The organism is Pseudomonas sp. Irchel s3h9 (assembly GCF_900187475.1).
Taxonomy (GTDB): Bacteria; Pseudomonadota; Gammaproteobacteria; order Pseudomonadales; family Pseudomonadaceae; genus Aquipseudomonas; species Aquipseudomonas neuropathica.
Genome location: NZ_FYDH01000018.1, coordinates 80,402 through 97,091 on the forward strand (window position 1 = coordinate 80,402; position 16,690 = coordinate 97,091).

General features: G+C 59.2%; 13 protein-coding genes. 8 read left to right on the top strand and 5 right to left on the bottom strand.

The features are described from left to right. Positions 1-84: 84 nt before the first annotated feature. The 3 genes from CKW26_RS25620 (at position 85) to CKW26_RS25630 (ending at position 6,274) form a co-directional block, all read left to right on the top strand. A complete protein-coding gene (locus CKW26_RS25620; RefSeq protein ID WP_016985157.1) occupies positions 85-1,974 on the top strand; it encodes a DUF1302 domain-containing protein in 1,890 nt (629 codons plus the stop codon). 27 nt (positions 1,975-2,001) lie between these two features. Continuing rightward, on the top strand, positions 2,002-3,366 hold the full coding sequence (locus tag CKW26_RS25625) for a DUF1329 domain-containing protein (RefSeq protein WP_095050635.1): 1,365 nt from the start codon (positions 2,002-2,004) through the stop codon (positions 3,364-3,366). A 175-nt stretch (positions 3,367-3,541) separates the two neighbouring features. Further along, the gene (locus CKW26_RS25630; RefSeq protein ID WP_095050636.1) at positions 3,542-6,274 is read left to right on the top strand and encodes a LuxR C-terminal-related transcriptional regulator; all 2,733 of its coding nucleotides are present in this window, start codon (positions 3,542-3,544) and stop codon (positions 6,272-6,274) included. A gap of 52 nt (positions 6,275-6,326) precedes the next feature. Here the strand turns inward: CKW26_RS25630 and CKW26_RS25635 are convergent, their stop codons facing one another. From CKW26_RS25635 to CKW26_RS25645, 3 genes are read right to left on the bottom strand one after another with little or no spacing between them, the layout of a single operon-like run. Next, positions 6,327-7,133 carry a PP2C family serine/threonine-protein phosphatase gene (locus tag CKW26_RS25635; protein ID WP_095050637.1) on the bottom strand — a complete coding sequence of 269 codons (807 nt, stop codon included), beginning with the start codon at positions 7,131-7,133 and terminating at the stop codon, positions 6,327-6,329. 3 nt (positions 7,134-7,136) lie between these two features. Continuing rightward, positions 7,137-7,811: a VWA domain-containing protein gene (locus tag CKW26_RS25640; protein WP_095050638.1), complete on the bottom strand. Its 675-nt coding sequence runs from the start codon at positions 7,809-7,811 to the stop codon at positions 7,137-7,139. 24 nt (positions 7,812-7,835) lie between these two features. Beyond that, a complete protein-coding gene (locus tag CKW26_RS25645; RefSeq protein ID WP_177409289.1) occupies positions 7,836-9,752 on the bottom strand; it encodes a hypothetical protein in 1,917 nt (638 codons plus the stop codon). Positions 9,753-9,868: 116 nt separating this feature from the next. Here CKW26_RS25645 and CKW26_RS25650 point away from each other — a divergent pair, with 116 nt between their 5' ends. Further along, a complete protein-coding gene (locus CKW26_RS25650; protein WP_095050640.1) occupies positions 9,869-10,513 on the top strand; it encodes an MBL fold metallo-hydrolase in 645 nt (214 codons plus the stop codon). Positions 10,514-10,630: 117 nt separating this feature from the next. Then, complete coding sequence (locus tag CKW26_RS25655) at positions 10,631-11,368, top strand: OmpA family protein (RefSeq protein WP_095050641.1); 738 nt, start codon at positions 10,631-10,633, stop codon at positions 11,366-11,368. Positions 11,369-11,594: 226 nt separating this feature from the next. Here CKW26_RS25655 and CKW26_RS25660 read toward each other — a convergent pair whose 3' ends face one another. Continuing rightward, positions 11,595-12,029, bottom strand: coding sequence for a YhcB family protein (locus CKW26_RS25660; RefSeq protein ID WP_095050642.1), 435 nt, complete (start codon positions 12,027-12,029; stop codon positions 11,595-11,597). A gap of 144 nt (positions 12,030-12,173) precedes the next feature. On the opposite strand from CKW26_RS25660, the gene CKW26_RS25665 reads away from it, so the two are divergent. The 3 genes from CKW26_RS25665 to zapE all read left to right on the top strand — a co-directional run bounded on the left by CKW26_RS25665 (position 12,174) and on the right by zapE (position 15,368). Beyond that, positions 12,174-12,803 (top strand): alpha/beta hydrolase, encoded by a 630-nt coding sequence (locus CKW26_RS25665; RefSeq protein WP_095050667.1) that lies wholly within the window; start codon positions 12,174-12,176, stop codon positions 12,801-12,803. A gap of 24 nt (positions 12,804-12,827) precedes the next feature. Beyond that, the gene (locus tag CKW26_RS25670; RefSeq protein WP_095050643.1) at positions 12,828-14,183 is read left to right on the top strand and encodes a tryptophan--tRNA ligase; all 1,356 of its coding nucleotides are present in this window, start codon (positions 12,828-12,830) and stop codon (positions 14,181-14,183) included. Between the two features lie 90 nt (positions 14,184-14,273). After that, the gene (gene zapE / locus CKW26_RS25675; RefSeq protein WP_095050644.1) at positions 14,274-15,368 is read left to right on the top strand and encodes a cell division protein ZapE; all 1,095 of its coding nucleotides are present in this window, start codon (positions 14,274-14,276) and stop codon (positions 15,366-15,368) included. A gap of 195 nt (positions 15,369-15,563) precedes the next feature. Here zapE and CKW26_RS25680 read toward each other — a convergent pair whose 3' ends face one another. After that, a complete protein-coding gene (locus tag CKW26_RS25680) occupies positions 15,564-16,460 on the bottom strand; it encodes a GlxA family transcriptional regulator (protein WP_175555647.1) in 897 nt (298 codons plus the stop codon). Positions 16,461-16,690 lie beyond the last annotated feature (230 nt).

The following is a 16,690-nucleotide window of genomic DNA, read 5'->3' on the forward strand; positions in this document are numbered from 1 at the left end:
TTCGGGTTGTCTCTGGCACCCGGTCCTTCAGGCGTTTTTAAAAGTACTCACTGCCATAACAATAATGCACATGGAGTAGCGTCGATGACCTCAGTAAACCAGTTCTGGCGCCGGGCGAAACTGCCTCTGGCAGTCAGTCTTGCCTCTTCGCTCGCCGGGCCCGCATTCGGCGTCAGTTTCAACGTCGGTGAAATCGAAGGCCAGTTCGACTCATCCCTGTCGATCGGTGCCAGTTGGTCTACTCAGAGCCCGAACAAGAACCTCATCGGCGTCAACAACGGCGGCCACGGCCTGTCGCAAACGTCCGATGACGGTCACGCCAACTTCAAGAGCGGTGAAACCTTTTCGAAAATCTTCAAGGGCATTCATGACCTTGAACTGAAGTACGGCGACACCGGCGTGTTTGTCCGTGGCAAATACTGGTACGACTTCGAACTCAAGGACGAAAGCCGCGAGTTCAAGGACATCAGCGATTCGGGCCGCAAAGAGGGCGCCAAGTCGTCCGGCGGGCAGATCCTCGACGCCTTTGTCTACCACAACTACGCGATCGCCGATCAGCCGGGCTCCGTGCGTTTGGGCAAGCAGGTGGTGAGCTGGGGTGAAAGTACCTTCATCGGTGGCGGCATCAACTCGATCAACCCGATCGACGTTTCCGCGTTCCGTCGTCCGGGCGCCGAGATCAAGGAAGGCCTGATCCCGGTCAACATGTTCTACGTGTCCCAGAGCCTGACCGAAAACCTTTCGGCCGAAGCGTTCTATCAGCTGGAATGGGACCAGACCGTCGTCGATAACTGCGGCACGTTCTTCTCGCAGCCAGACATCGTTGCCGACGGTTGCAACGACAACCTGCGCGTGCTGAACAAGCGTTCGCAAATCCCGGCCATCGCCCTGGGGCCGTTGGCGGCCAACGGTGTCAACGTCAACGAAGAAGGCGTTCTGGTGCGCCGCGGTCCGGATCGTGATGCCCGTGACAGCGGCCAGTGGGGCGCGTCCTTCAAGTACATGTACGAACCGCTGGACACCGAGTTCGGCGCCTACTTCATGAACTACCACAGCCGTGCGCCGATCTTCAGCGCCACCGGTGCTCCGCAATCGGTCTACAACACCGCGCGCGCGCTGCCGGGGCCGTTTGCGGCACTTGCGCCATTGCTGGTCGCGGGCAACTCGAATTACTTCATTGAGTACCCTGAAGACATTCGCCTCTACGGTCTGAGCTTCTCCACCACCCTGCCTACCGGTACCGCGTGGAGCGGTGAGATCAGCTACCGTCCGAACGCGCCGGTACAACTGAACTCCACCGACATCCTGTTCGCCGGTGTGCGTCCGATCGGCGGGGCACTGACCAACGCTTCGATCCTCAATGGCGTGCCGGGTCAGGATCTGCACGGTTACGAGCGCAAGGAAATCACCCAGATCCAGACCACGTTCACGCACTTCTTCGATCAGGTCATGGGCGCCAGCCGTCTGACCCTCGTCGGCGAAGTCGGCGCGACCTACGTCGGCGGGCTGGAAAGCCGTTCCGACAAGCGCTATGGCCGCGATCCGGTGTACGGCCCGGGTGAGTTGCCGGCCACTGGCGGTGTGAATACCTGCGCCAATATTCTCAACGCCAGCACCATCAATGGTGCCGGGCCGGGCTCACCGCAGAACAACCGCAGCCGCAATTGCGACAACGACGGCTTCACCACCTCGATGTCGTGGGGCTACCGCGGTCGCGCCATCTGGGAATACAACGACGTCTTCGCCGGTGTGAACCTCAAGCCGAACGTGGCCTGGTCCCACGACGTCAGCGGTTACTCGCCAGGCCCTGGCGGCAACTTCGAGGAAGGTCGCAAAGCGGTCAGCCTGGGCGTCGATGCCGAATACCAGAACACCTACACCGCGAGCCTGGCGTACACCAACTTCTTCGACGGCAAGTACACCACTGTGGATGACCGCGACTTTGTTGCGCTCAGCTTCGGCGTGAACTTCTAAGCACTGCATTTCAGGACGAACGAATTTATGAAAATAACAAAGAGTCTGTTCCACGCCGGTGTTCTGGGCCTGTCGCTGCTGGCGACCGGCGTCATGGCCGCCGTGCCTGCTGCCGAAGCCGACAAACTGGGCAAGAGCCTGACGCCGATGGGCGCGGAAATGGCCGGTAACGCCGACGGTTCGATCCCGGCGTGGAAGCCGCTGCCGAAGAATGCCGGCTCGGTCGACAGCAAGGGTTTCCTGTCCAATCCATACGCCAGTGAGCAACCGCTGTTCACCATCACTGCGAAAGATGTCGACAAGTACAAGGACAAGCTGGCGCCAGGTCAGTACGCGATGTTCAAGCGTTACCCGGACACCTTCAAGATGCCGGTCTACCCGTCCCATCGTGGTGCGACCGTGCCGGATGACGTGTTCGCAGCGATCAAGAAAAACGCCACCACCACCAACCTGGTGTCCGGCGGCAACGGTCTGGAAAACTTCGATACCGCTGTACCGTTCCCGATTCCAAAAACCGGTGTGGAAGTCATCTGGAACCACATCACCCGCTATCGCGGCGGCAGCGTGACTCGTCTGGTGACTCAGGCCACGCCGCAACCGAACGGCTCGTACAGCCTGGTGTACTTCCAGGATCAGTTCGTGTTCCGCGACAAGATGAAGGACTACGATCCGGCGAACCCGGGCAACATCCTGTTCTACTTCAAGCAGAAAGTGACCGCGCCGGCACGTCTGGCCGGTGGTGTGCTGCTGGTGCACGAAACTCTCGATCAGGTGAAGGAACCACGTTCGGCGTGGGTCTACAACGCCGGCCAGCGTCGTGTGCGTCGTGCGCCACAAGTGTCCTATGACGGTCCGGGTACTGCGGCGGATGGCCTGCGTACCTCCGACAACCTCGACATGTTCAACGGTGCGCCGGATCGCTACGACTGGAAGCTCGAAGGCAAGAAAGAGATGTACATCGCCTCCGACAGCTACAAGCTCGACGATCCGAAACTGAAGTACGCCGACATCATCAAGGCCGGTCACATCAACCAGGATCTGGCGCGTTACGAGCTGCGCCGCGTCTGGCATGTGGTTGCCACCCTGAAAGAAGGTCAGCGTCACATCTACGCCAAACGTGACTTCTACATCGATGAAGACACCTGGCAAGCAGCGGTGATCGACCACTACGACGGTCGCGGCCAACTGTGGCGCGTCGCCGAAGCGCATGCCGAGAACTACTACGACAAGCAAGTGCCGTGGTATGCCCTGGAAACCCTCTACGACTTGCAGTCCGGCCGCTATCTGGCACTGGGCATGAAGAACGAAGAGAAGAGTGCGTATGACTTCGGTTTCACCGCCACCACCAGCGACTTCACCCCGGCCGCACTGCGTCAGGATGGCGTTCGCTAACCCGCTGTAACCCGAGGCCGCATCCTCGTGAAAACGCCCCGACTGGTTCGGGGCGTTTTTTTGCGTGTAGCCTTTTTGTAGCCATTTGTAGCAGCAACCTTCATAACCGGTTCGTTTAAGGCTAGTCTGCGGACATCTGCAATGCCGCCAACAGCAATTCGAACAAGAGCCGGCCATGACTGATCTGTCCCCACTTCCGGGTCCCGCAAGTGTTGCCGTCGCGGCACTGGACGGGCGTTTTTTCCGCCCGCCGCTGCCCGACGGCTACGTCTTGCGACCACGCCTTTGCGAGCGCCTGCAGGCCGGGCTCGGTGGGCGTCTGTTGCTGGTCAGTGCCCCTGCCGGGTTTGGCAAGAGTTCGCTGGCGGTGGAGTTCTGTCAGAGTCTGCCGGCACACTGGCAAAGCCTTTGGCTGGGCCTGAGTCCTCGCGACAGCGACCCGGGGCGCTTTCTCGAACGTCTGCTCGAAGGCTTGCAGGACTACTTTCCGCAACTGGGCAGTCGCGCACTCGGCCTGCTGAAAATGCGCCAACGCCATCAGCCCTTCGCCTTCGAAGAATGGCTCGACGGCCTGCTCGATGAACTGACCCTGCACCTCAATCCCGATGCGCCGCTGCTGTTGGTGCTCGACGATTACCATCTTGCGCAAGGCCCGGTGCTCGATCGCTGCCTGCAGTTTTTCCTCAACCATTTGCCCGATGGCTTGCTGGTGATGGTCACCAGTCGCCAGCGTCCGGACTGGCATCTGGCGCGCTTGCGTCTGTCACGGCAGTTGCTGGAGTTACATGAAGCGGATCTGCGCCTGACTCACGACGAAGCCCTGACCTTGCTCGATCGCTACAGCAGTTCGCTGCGCGGTGAAGCGCTGGAAAACCTGATCCAACGCAGCGAAGGCTGGGTCGCCGGTTTGCGGTTCTGGCTGCTCGCGGTGTCTGAGGCCGGCAGCGATGCGGCGCTACCGCAAGCGTTGAACGGGGGGGAAGGGCTGATCCGCGACTATCTGCTGGAAGAGGTCATCGACTGCCTGCCGGCCGAGGTGCAAGCCTTTCTGTACGACACCGCCCCCCAGGAACGCTTTTGCAGCGAGTTGTGCGACGCCGTTCGCGAAGCCCACGACAGCGCCGAGATCCTGCGTTTCCTGTTGGCCCATCAGGTCTTTCTGGTGCCGCTGGACGAGCACGGTCACTGGTATCGTTATCACCATTTATTTTCGGATTTGTTGCGCAGTCGGCCGATTGCTCAGGCGATGGTGCCGACTGCAACGCTGCACCTGCGTGCCTGTCGCTGGTTCAACGCACAAGGGCTGCTGGATGAAGCCGTGGAGCAGGCGTTGCGCGCCGGTCACCTGGATGTTGCGGCAAATCTGGTACAGAACCTCTCGGAGGAGCAACTGCTGGCCGAGCAAAACGTCGGCATGCTGCTGCGCTGGAAAATGGACCTGCCAGACAGCCTGTTGATCAGCACCCCGCGCTTGATCGTGTTGTACAGCTGGGCGCTGGGGCTGGCCTGTCAGCTCGATGCCGCCGAAGAGTTGTCCAGCCATCTGAGCCGTTTCCTGCCGGCGCCTTCCGCTACCGCGCAAAAGTCGATGCTGGCGCAATGGCTGGCGTTGAGCGGGATTATCGCTCGAGGGCGTGGGCACCGTGAGCTGACGATCAGATATTGCACCGAGGCCCTGGAAAGCCTGCCGGCCAAACGTTATGGCCAACGGCTGATGTGTCTATCGACCTTGTCCAATCTGGCCATTGCCGATGGCGATCTGTGGCGTGCACGCGGTCTTAACCGCGAATCCCTGGAGCTGGCGCAGCGGGTCGGCAATCCGTTGTTCGAAGCTTTGGCCCATTACGACCGTGCACGGGTGTTGCAATCGCGTGGCGAAATCCTGCGCGCACTCGATGAAGTCCATCAGGGCCTTGAGCGACTGCGTGGTTTGTCGCCACAACGTCTGTACGCGGTGCGCGCTCGGCTGACGTTGTATGAGGGTTTTCTGTTGGCCATGCGCTTGCAGCCTCAGGCGGCACGCGTGCGGTTGTTGGCCGGGATCAGCGAGGCACGAGCCTGTCGCGATATCAGCGTATTGATCGGCCATTGTGTCATCGCTCGTCTGGACGGCAGCAGTGGCGAATTCGCCAAGGCTTTTGCCGAACTCGCCGAAGCCGAACGCCTGATGCACATCTGGGACGTGCCGCCGATCTACTACCTGGCGATGATCACGCTGGTCAAATGTGAACTATGGCTGGCGCAGGGCCGTACTGATCTGGCCGAAGCGTGGCTGGCGCGATTGGGCCAGACCTACACCGGCGAACGCGCCGCTGCGCCGCCGGAGTTCCATCCACAACTGCCGCTGCATGTGGAACTGCAACAGGCGTTGCTGGACATTATTCAGGGGCAACCGATGCTCGCCGAAGGGCGTTTGAACGTGTTGCATGAAAACGGCCAGCAAACCGGCCGGCAGTTGCTCAGTGTGATGGCGTTGACGCAGAAGGTGGCGCTGTTGCTGGCAGGTGGCCGCGAGCCTGAAGCGCGCAAGGCATTGGGTCAGGCGCTGGAAGCAGCCGCCGGAGGCGTGCTGCAGCCGTTCGATGCTTTGATGAAGGGGCACGAGAATTGGCTGCGAAGCCAATTGCAGACTTCGCCGGCGCTCACAGGACAGCAACTGCTTGATCACTTCCCGCCAGCGACGTCTCGCCCGGTTGTGGATTGCGCAGTGGCTGAGCAACTCAGCAGCCGCGAACTGGCGGTACTACGCCTGATCGCCCAAGGCTGTTCGAATCAGGAGATCAGCGAACAGTTGTTTATCTCTTTGCATACCGTGAAAACCCACGCCAGCCACATAAACAGCAAGTTGGGGGTCGAGCGGCGCACGCAAGCGGTGGCCCGGGCGAAAGAATTGGGGGTGTTGCAGTAACCGTAGCTGGATGCCTCTGGCGCAAGGCGAACCTTGGGCCAGAGGTTGTCGATTACTTCGCTTCGTCAGCGTCCACGCCGTTTATCGACCCCTCACGTTCAAGAATCGACATCAGGCCCAAGGCGCAATCATCGCTAGTTTTGCTGGCGATGGACTGTTGCAGGTTCTCGCTCAGCACAGCTTTGAATTTTTTCCCAGGCAGCGTCGCATTCCACCCCAGCAGTGTCTTGACTGCCGGTGCAGGTAATCCGCTGGATTTTTGATAAAGGCTTTCTGCGCTGCCGTCACTCATGATCGCAAAGCCGGTTGGCGTGTCGATGTGGCCGCGGTACAACCGTAGCTTCGATATCGCTTTAGGGTCAGTCAGAAACCAGGTGGTATTGGCGTATTCACCGTTTTCTGGAGGCGAGAGAGTCTGGAGTTGCCCGTCCGAATCAATGCTTGCGATGACGCCATCGCCCAAGTGCCCGGCCATGTAGCGACCCTGCGAGTAAGCAACGAACGACAGGGTGCACGCCAGATCGTTGATGTCGCCGCCGTGCTTGGCGGATTTGCGCCTGAATGCGTCCAGACAGCGATTGACCAGACGCTGGGCTGCCTTCGCATGGATTTTTTCCATATTTTGCCAAAGGCTTTCAAAATTCTTGCAGACGTAGGCGAGTGTCGCGGTGACCGCGACCTGGGCGCCAATGTCCGACCGGGCTCTGGAGCCCGCACCGTCAGCCAGGGCTATGCAGGTCACGCCGTTGGACTCTCTTGCCGCGACATAGTCCTGGCAAGGTGTTTGAGTTTTCAGGTGCGAGCGCCCCGCGACCGACGCGAAAGCGGTTTTACAGGTGAAGTCTGGGAGGTCAGGCATGGCTCAGACCTGTCCCCAGGCTTCGATGCCTTTGATATCCAGTGGCACTGCGTCACCGGGTGTCGACTGTGAGGCACGGGAAACACTTTTGCTCAGCCAGGCAAAAAACTCGTTGAAGCGCAGGCCTTTGAGGCGCAGTGGCGGGCGTGACGGCGAGAATCGAGCCAGCGATTGTACGTTCGCGGCTTTACCGATTGCGATGGGGAACACGGTCAGTTTGCGTTTGCTGATCATGTCGCTGACGCGAGTGGCTGCTTCGCTAATGTCATCGGTCGGCTCGCCATCCGTCATGAGAACCATCCACGGCTGAAAGTAATCCACGCCAGCCTGTTGATAATCCTCTTTGCGCGCTTCCAGCAAATCCAGAGCGATGCCCACGGCGTGCCCCATCGGAGTCATGCCGGAAGCGACCAGCGGCGGTACGTCCTGACGGCTGATGGAGCCGAAATCCATGACTTTCTGCGCTGTTCCGCCAAAAGTCACGATGCAGATTTCAGCGGCATATTGCGCTATTTCATCGTCCTTGATTGCTTCGAAAAACTGCTGAACGCCCGAGTGCAGTTCTGCAATAGGTTCGCCTTCCATTGATCCGCTGACATCCAGCACGAGGCAGACGGGTACGCGTGTGGTCGGGTTCTCAGCAAGTTCTTCCTGACTGAGGAGATAGTTGTCTGGCATGGAATTGTCCTTGTGGGGTGAGCGTTACAGCCAACGCTTCAAGAGTCGTTTGAACCAGCGCAAAACGATGTTTTGCGGATTGCTCGCGTGCACTGGCAATGGTCGATAGGGTTGCGGTCGAGCGGATGTCGGTTGCTGCGGCGGCCTTGCCGCTGTCGGGCGAGCGGTTGCAGGTGCAGCCGCGGGCGCAGGACGTTTCGGTGCCGGTGCCGCCACTTTGGGAGGCGGGGGCGGCGTTGGGCGAGGCGCGATGGGCGCCGGAGGTGGCGCCGCACGCTGGCCGGCCTGCTCGATTTTCTTTTGGCTCTCACTGGCCAGTTTTTTCAGTTTCGCTGTTTTCTGGCAGTCCGAGCATATGGTCGGCTTGCCTGCCGCCTTCATTTTTTCAAACCAGTCCTTGGCCACCTTGTGGGGCTTTTTGCAACTGCCACAGAGGTCTTCAACGGGATCTTTGATATGAAACGCGGCAGGAAACAAATCATCGCAATGTTTGCCTTTGCGTAACCCTTCGCCGTACTGAGTCAGCAGTTTTAGCCAGTCATCGATGGGGCGTCGCTGATTGTCTTCGAAAGTATTGCTGAATGCCTGTTTAAGCGGATACGGCAAATGACTCCAGATATGCTGCCAGACGCCCACCGGCGCGACGCTTGCCCGGCCGATGCCGCTGCCCTTTTTGAATCGGTAGGGGAAGTTCATGTTCTTGATGTTGTCGGAAGCCGTTCCGCCACCCTGTTGAGAATAGGGTGGTTTGCCTGGCAGCAGGATCATGAACAGCATGGTGGCGATGGCGAACAGCTCGTGATTTTTTGTGCGCAGGTAGTCGCCATATTTTTCGTCCTGGATTTCCGGCGCGGTGAACGGCACCGTGCCCACTTCGCAGGGGAAATGTCCAATCTGGAAGCTGTCGGTATCGACCATCCAGACCTTGTTGCTGTCTGCCGTCACGAGCAGGTTCATCGGATTGATGTCGCCCACGATGATATTCAGCGAGTGCAGATAGTGCACCTGTTTCAAAAAGGCGGTCGCGACATTCACCAGGTCACGCCGCGTCCATTTCGCGAAGGTCTTCAGCAGTACCTGTTTGACGAATACCGTGCTGTGGAGTGTTCTGCCATCCGCGCGAGGCATGACATAACCCACGAACTCCTTTTGCGCATTGAACACCAGCTCGGTCGGCCAACAAATGCCGGGTTCGGCGATTTTACGCGTCACCATCAGACTGATTTTCTCGCGGCGCCGGGTCGTGAGTTTTTCAATGTGATAGATCTTGCAGACTTCTGCGTTGCCAGCCACGGCATGGATCGTTCCTTCTCCGCCGGCGCTGATGGCTTTATCCAGGGTCAATTGACGACCGCTCGAGGTGGTCACCACCGAGCCTTGCGCGACACGTTCACCTTGGTTGCGAATAACCATGTCGGCAGTGAGGAGCGGGGTTGCCGGCATGTCGAAAGGCACGATCGGTGCAGGTGCAGGTGCAGGTGCACTTTTAGGTGGTAGCGAGGGTGCCGGTCCGGTCCAGCGCTGGGCTCTGGCCTGCGCGGCTTTGCACTGCGCGAGCTGCGATTCGTCGCATGTCAGTAGTAGCAGATCGTAATGGCGGCACAAGTCGACGACTTCTCCCGACGGGCTTTGCTCCAGTGGCGTGGTCGTGCGTTTGAGCGCGAAGATCGCTTGGCCATTGAACGAGCATTCGGCCAGCAGATCGCCGGGATGCAGCGCTGTACCTTTAGGGAGCGCACGGTGCGGCCGAGACGGTTTGCCGATGAAGTACCGAAAAAAATCCCGTGCGTTGCGGTGGACCTGCTCTTTTCCCTCGGTCAGGGACTGAAGCTTCAGAAGATCGGAATGGGCGATAAAAGGCAAACCATTCCTGGCGCGAATGCGGTTGATAATGTCCGGGTCCAGTAAAAGGACGCTTTTATCGACGAGCACGTGTTCCATAGAGTGGGGCATTGGCTTCCTGCCGTCTTGTTTCAAAATTGGCACGGCGCGAGGATACCCCATCAATTTTGCGCATCACAACCGCAGTGGCACGCCTTGGCATCAGGATCAAAACCATGCAAACCCCGAACACAGCGCTCATCCGCGAAACCTTTCCCGTCGGTCCGCTCCAGTGCAACTGCACCATCATCGGCGACCCGATCACCAAAAAAGCCATCGTCGTCGACCCGGGTGGTAATCCTGACCTGATCATGGCACGCCTTGATGCCCATGGCCTGAAAGTCGTCAGCATCATTCACACCCACGCGCACCTCGATCACTTTCTCGCTTCCGGGCAGATGAAGGAAAAAACCGGCGCGACCCTGCATTTGCACAAGGAGGACCAATTCCTTTGGAACAACCTCGAAATGCAGTGCCAGATGTTCGGTGTGCCCTACACACCGGTGCCATCGCCAGATCGCTGGTTGAGCGACGATGAGGAACTGGCCTGCGGTTGCGGTGTTGCCCTGCACACGCCGGGACATACACCCGGTTCCATGAGCTTTTGGTTTTCCGAGGCTAAGCTGTTGATAGCCGGCGACACGTTGTTTCGTCGCGGGGTAGGGCGCACGGATTTATGGGGCGGCGATCAGGCGACCATCGTGCGTTCGATCAAGCAGCGGCTATATACGCTGGACGAGGATGCGACCGTGGTAACCGGTCACGGGCCGGATACGCGTCTGGGTGATGAAATGCGCGAAAACCCGTTTGTGCGCGCCTGAATATTTTGTCACGAGTGCTCCGCGGAATTTTTGTGCATTGTCATGATCCAACGCCCGCACAGGTCCATTACTTAGTGGCCGCTGCACCACAGAATGCAAAAAAAGTAGGAGCTCTCCATGTTCACCACGCGTCGTTTGATTATTGTCGCTACTGCCGTGGCCTTGCTGTCCGGCTGCGCCTCGCCTAACCCGTATGACAATCAGGGCCAGGCCGACGGTGGCTCGCAAGGCATGAGCAAAACCGCCAAATACGGCGGCCTCGGTGCACTCGCCGGCGCACTGGCCGGTGCCGCCATCGGTCACGACAACCGCGGCAAAGGTGCCTTGATCGGTGCGGCGGTGGTGGGTGCGTCCGCCGCCGGTTACGGTTATTACGCCGACCAGCAAGAAAAGAAACTGCGCGCGAGCATGGCCAACACTGGCGTTGAAGTGCAGCGCCAAGGCGATCAGATCAAGCTGATCATGCCGGGCAACATTACGTTCGCCACTGATTCGGCGAACATCGCGCCAAGCTTCTACCAGCCGCTGAACAACCTCGCGGGCTCGTTGAAAGAGTTCAACCAGAACCAGATCGAGATCGTTGGCTATACCGACAGCACCGGTAGCCGCCAGCACAACATGGACCTGTCCCAGCGTCGTGCGCAGAGCGTGGCGACCTACCTGACCTCGCAAGGTGTCAGCGGTGCCAACCTCTCCGCCCGTGGTGCCGGCCCGGATAACCCGGTTGCCAGTAACGGTGACGTGAATGGCCGGGCGCAGAACCGTCGCGTTGAAGTCAACCTGAAGGCGATTCCGGGTCAGCAGTATGGTGGTCAGCAGCAACAGCAGCCGGGTACGGTTCAGCAGTATCCGTAAGCGCTTGCCCGAATGAAGAAATGCCCGGTCCTGTGATCGGGCATTTTTTTGTCTGGCCTGTTATGGCCTCATCGCGAGCAGGCTCACTCCCACATTTGAAATGCATTCCCCTGTGGGAGCGAGCCTGCTCGCGAAGGGGCCGCTACAAACACCGAAGATTACAGACACAAAAAAGCCCCCGGGACACATCACTGTCCGGGGGCTTTTTGTTTTCAGCGAAGGCTGATTACTTCTTCAGACCATAGTGCTCATCGAGCATGCCCGGCGAGTTCGGGGTCTTCGGTGCGTAGTCGCGCGGTGGCTCCTGATCGCGCGGTGGCGTCAGGCGTTCACGTGGCGTGACTGCCGCGTCAGCGTGCAGGGCAGCGATCAGGCGCTGGCGGGTCTGCTCGTCCAGGGCCAGACGATTGGCACCCTCGGCGAGATGATCCTGCACTTCCTGATAGCTCTGGGTCAGCTTCTTGACCAGCATCGCGGTGCTGTTGAAGTGGGTGACCACCTCGTTTTGATAACTGTCGAAACGCTCCTGGATATCATCCAGTTGACGCTGCGTACGGCTCGGCGCGGCGTTCGGCGCAACGCGCGCGATCAGGAATCCAATGGCGACACCCACAACCAGGGCAAGAGTCGGTAACAACCAAACTAAGAGCGAGTGTTCCACGAGTCCTTCCTCTATAAACGGCTTTGCTTTACGTTAACGGCTCGAACCTGCGCTGTATACCGCGATTCACTCGCAATAGATTGGCACAGACAATTTGCTAGACGAGTCGACCCGATTCGAGGTCACGGAGTTCCTTCCTTGCTGATGCGTGAAACCCCTGTAGTGATTGACGGCCCGGTGGGTCAACTTGAGTCTCTGTACCTGGATAACGAGCAGCCAATCGGCATCGCGCTGATCTGCCATCCGAACCCGGTGCAGGGCGGCACCATGCTCAACAAGGTCGTCTCGACCCTGCAGCGCACCGCGCGCGACGCCGGCCTGATCACCTTGCGCTTCAACTATCGCGGCGTTGGCGCCAGCGAAGGTTCCCACGACATGGGCACCGGCGAGGTCGACGATGCTCAGGCTGCCGCTGCCTGGCTGCGCGAGAAACACCCGGATCTGCCACTGACCCTGTTCGGTTTCTCCTTCGGCGGATTTGTTGCAGCAAGTCTCGGCGGCCGTCTCGAAGCCCAAGGCGTGCAGCTCAAGCACCTGTTCATGGTCGCGCCAGCGGTGATGCGTCTTAGCGAACAGGATCAATTGCCACAAGATGGCGAACTCACCGTGATCCAGCCGGAAACCGACGAAGTCATCGATCCGCAACTGGTCTACGCCTGGTCGGAAAAACTCCAGCGCCCCCATGAGCTGCTGAAAGTGGCAGAATGCGGACACTTTTTTCATGGCAAGTTGACCGATCTCAAGGATCTGATCCTGCCGCGTCTCTCGAATTGATTGCAGTCTGACAAGCGATTACCCATGACGAACCGTACCCGTATCCTCACTGGCATCACCACCACCGGCACGCCGCACCTGGGCAACTACGCCGGCGCCATCCGCCCGGCGATCCTCGCCAGCCGCGACAGCAATGCCGATTCGTTCTATTTCCTGGCCGACTACCACGCCTTGATCAAATGCGATGACCCGCTGCGCATCCAGCGCTCGCGTCTGGAAATCGCTGCGACCTGGCTGGCCGGTGGCCTCGATGTCGACCGCGTGACCTTCTACCGTCAGTCCGACATCCCGGAAATCCCTGAACTGACCTGGCTGCTGACCTGCGTCGCGGCCAAGGGCCTGCTTAACCGTGCGCACGCTTACAAGGCTTCGGTGGACAAGAACGTCGAAACCGGTGAAGACCCGGACGCCGGCATCACCATGGGCCTCTACAGCTACCCGGTGTTGATGGCCGCAGACATCCTGATGTTCAACGCGCACAAGGTGCCGGTCGGTCGTGACCAGATCCAGCACGTGGAAATGGCCCGCGACATCGGCCAGCGTTTCAACCATCTGTTTGGTCAGGGCAAAGAGTTCTTCACCATGCCCGAAGCATTGATTGAAGAAAGCGTGGCGACGTTGCCAGGCCTCGACGGTCGCAAGATGTCGAAGAGCTATGACAACACCATCCCGTTGTTCTCCAGCGCCAAAGAGATGAAGGACGCGATTTCGCGGATCGTCACGGACTCCAAAGCGCCAGGCGAAGCCAAGGATCCGGACAACTCGCACCTGTTCACCCTGTTCCAGGCCTTCGCCACACCGGCGCAGGCTGATGAGTTCCGCAGCGAACTGCTCGGTGGTCTGGGTTGGGGCGAGGCGAAGAACCGTCTGTTCCAGTTGCTCGACAACGATCTCGGCGAAGCGCGCGACAAGTATCACCAGTTGATCGAGCGCCCGGCAGACCTGGAAGACATCCTGCAAATCGGCGCCAAGAAAGCCCGTGCCGTGGCAACGCCGTTCCTCAATGAACTGCGTGAAGCCGTGGGCTTGCGTTCCTTCGTCAATCAGGTGCAAGTCGCCGCGACCACGAAGAAGAAAGCCGCGAAAGCCGCGCGTTTCGTCAGTTTCCGTGAAGACGACGGTAGTTTCCGTTTCCGTCTGCTGGCAGCCGATGGCGAGCAACTGCTGCTATCGCGCAACTTCGCCGACGGCAAAGCCGCAGGCCAGGTGACCAAACAGCTGCAATCCGGCCAGCCGCTGGACGTGCGCAGCGAAGACCTGAGCTTCAGCGTCTGGCTGGAGGGCGAGTGCGTTGGCGACAGCCCGGCATTCGCTGACACTGCTGCGCGAGATGCGGCCATCGAGGCTCTGCGCGTCGCGCTGACCCCGGTTCAGGACTAATCGGCGGCACGGTCCGACCAAGGGCCGATTGCCATTCCCACGGGCCGTCGCTACAGTGACGGCCCGTTTTTGTTGCCTTGCTAACGAATTATGACGCCCCTAGAACGATACCAAGCTGATCTGAAACGCCCGGACTTCTTCCATGACGCCGCGCAGGAAACTGCCGTGCGTCATTTGCAGCGTCTGTACGAGGATCTGATCGCCGCCGATCAGAACAAGCCGGGTCTGCTGAGCAAACTGTTCGGCAAAAAGGATCAGACGCCGGTCAAGGGACTGTATTTCTGGGGCGGCGTGGGTCGCGGCAAGACTTACCTGGTCGACACCTTCTTCGAAGCGCTGCCGTTCAAGGAAAAGACCCGCACTCACTTCCACCGCTTCATGAAGCGTGTGCACGAAGAAATGAAAACCCTCGGCGGCGAGAAAAACCCGCTGACCATCATCGCCAAGCGCTTTGCGACTGAGTCGCGGGTGATCTGCTTCGATGAGTTCTTCGTCTCCGACATCACCGACGCGATGATCCTCGGCACGCTGATGGAAGAACTGTTCAAGAACGGCGTGACCCTGGTCGCGACCTCGAACATCGTTCCGGACGGCCTGTACAAGGACGGTCTGCAACGTGCGCGTTTCCTGCCGGCGATTGCGCTGATCAAGCAGAATACCGAGATCGTCAACGTCGACAGCGGCGTCGACTACCGTCTGCGTCACCTCGAACAAGCCGAGCTGTTCCACTATCCGCTCGACGAAGCTGCTCACGAAAGCCTGCGCAAGAGCTTCCGCGCGCTGACGCCGGAGTGCACCGCCGCAGTCGAGAACGATGTGCTGATCATCGAAAACCGCGAGATCCGTGCGTTGCGCACATGTGACGACGTGGCGTGGTTCGATTTCCGTGAACTGTGCGACGGCCCGCGTAGCCAGAACGACTACATCGAACTGGGCAAGATCTTCCACGCCGTGCTGCTCAGCGGTGTCGAGCAGATGAGCGTCACCACTGACGACATTGCGCGCCGCTTCATCAACATGGTCGACGAGTTCTACGACCGTAACGTGAAGCTGATCATTTCGGCTGAAGTCGAGTTGAAGGATCTGTACACCGGCGGCCGCTTGAATTTTGAATTCCAGCGCACGCTGAGTCGTCTGCTGGAGATGCAATCGCACGAATTCCTGTCACGGGCGCACAAGCCTTAAGCAGAATCGCGAAACAAAAAAGGGCCTGCAATTGCAGGCCCTTTTTTATGCGCTGAAGCAAAATTCGAGCGGACTGCGATCCCTGTGGGAGCTGGCTTGCCAGCGATGGCGTCGTGTCAGGTGATATTTATTTCACTGACAAACCGCTATCGCTGGCAAGCCAGCTCCCACAGGTTTTGTATTTGCTTCGGGGGGTTATGCCGCCTGCTGAAACTGCTGTCGATACTGATTCGGCGACAGCTCGGTGTGCTGACGGAACAGCCGCGCAAAGAAGCTCGCATCATCGTAACCGACCTCATAACTGATGGTCTTGATGCTCTTGCGGCTGCCGGACAGCAGGCCCTTGGCGGTTTCGATACGCAGGCGTTGCAGGTAATGCAGTGGCTTGTCACCGGTGGCGGTCTGGAAGCGGCGCATGAAGTTGCGGATGCTCATGCCGTGCTCGCGGGCGACGTCTTCGAAGCGGAACTTGTCGGCGAAATGCTCTTCAAGCCAGTGCTGGATCTGCAGGATGATCACGTCCTGGTGCAGCTTCTGCCCACCGAAACCGATGCGTCCTGGCGCATAGCTGCGCTGCACTTCATAGAGAATGTCGCGGGCCACGGCTTGCGCGACATTGGCCCCACAGAAACGCTCGATCAAGTAGATGTAAAGGTCGCAGGCTGACGTGGTACCGCCGGCGCAATACAAGTTGTCGGCATCGGTCAGGTGCTTGTCCTGATTGAGATAGACCTTGGGAAAGCGCTCGGCGAAAGCATTGAAGAAACGCCAGTAGGTGGTCGCTTCCTTGCCGTTGAGCAGGCCGGCCTCGGCCAGCCAGAACACCCCGGTGGCTTCACCGCACAACACCGCGCCACGGGCGTGCTGTTCACGCAGCCAGGGCAACACTTGCGGATAACGGCCGCACAACGTGTCGAAATCGTCCCAGAACGCCGGGAGGATAATGACGTCGGCGTTTTCCAGGCCACCGTCGACCGGCATTACCACGTCACTGAAGCTGTTCACCGGTTTGCCGTCGGGGCTGACCAAGCGTGTTTCGAACGCTGGAGTCAGGCCGTGGCCCAGTTGTTTGCCATAACGCAGGCTGGCCAGATGGAAGAAATCCTTGGCTTGCATGAGAGTGGAGGCGAAAACCCGGTCGATTGCCAGGATGCTGACGCGCCGCAAGGGCGTGGAGACTTGCTTGGACATAATTCAACTTTTGTTTTGTTTTTATAAGGGAAAGTGGTCACCAGACGGCTGGATCGTCTTATTTTTTGTCGGATGTGTCCAGTGTCCTGTGTCAGAGGGGAGGCTTAGTCTCTGAAGGCCATCTCCCTCCA

Bases quoted from the DNA above. Each gene is read 5' to 3' on its own strand.
- CKW26_RS25620 (WP_016985157.1), top strand. From the start codon at position 85: ATGACCTCAGTAAACCAGTTCTGGCGCCGGGCGAAACTGCCTCTGGCA.
- CKW26_RS25625 (WP_095050635.1), top strand. From the start codon at position 2,002: ATGAAAATAACAAAGAGTCTGTTCCACGCCGGTGTTCTGGGCCTGTCG.
- CKW26_RS25630 (WP_095050636.1), top strand. From the start codon at position 3,542: ATGACTGATCTGTCCCCACTTCCGGGTCCCGCAAGTGTTGCCGTCGCG.
- CKW26_RS25635 (WP_095050637.1), bottom strand. From the start codon at position 7,133: ATGCCTGACCTCCCAGACTTCACCTGTAAAACCGCTTTCGCGTCGGTC.
- CKW26_RS25640 (WP_095050638.1), bottom strand. From the start codon at position 7,811: ATGCCAGACAACTATCTCCTCAGTCAGGAAGAACTTGCTGAGAACCCG.
- CKW26_RS25645 (WP_177409289.1), bottom strand. From the start codon at position 9,752: ATGGAACACGTGCTCGTCGATAAAAGCGTCCTTTTACTGGACCCGGAC.
- CKW26_RS25650 (WP_095050640.1), top strand. From the start codon at position 9,869: ATGCAAACCCCGAACACAGCGCTCATCCGCGAAACCTTTCCCGTCGGT.
- CKW26_RS25655 (WP_095050641.1), top strand. From the start codon at position 10,631: ATGTTCACCACGCGTCGTTTGATTATTGTCGCTACTGCCGTGGCCTTG.
- CKW26_RS25665 (WP_095050667.1), top strand. From the start codon at position 12,174: ATGCGTGAAACCCCTGTAGTGATTGACGGCCCGGTGGGTCAACTTGAG.
- CKW26_RS25670 (WP_095050643.1), top strand. From the start codon at position 12,828: ATGACGAACCGTACCCGTATCCTCACTGGCATCACCACCACCGGCACG.
- zapE (WP_095050644.1), top strand. From the start codon at position 14,274: ATGACGCCCCTAGAACGATACCAAGCTGATCTGAAACGCCCGGACTTC.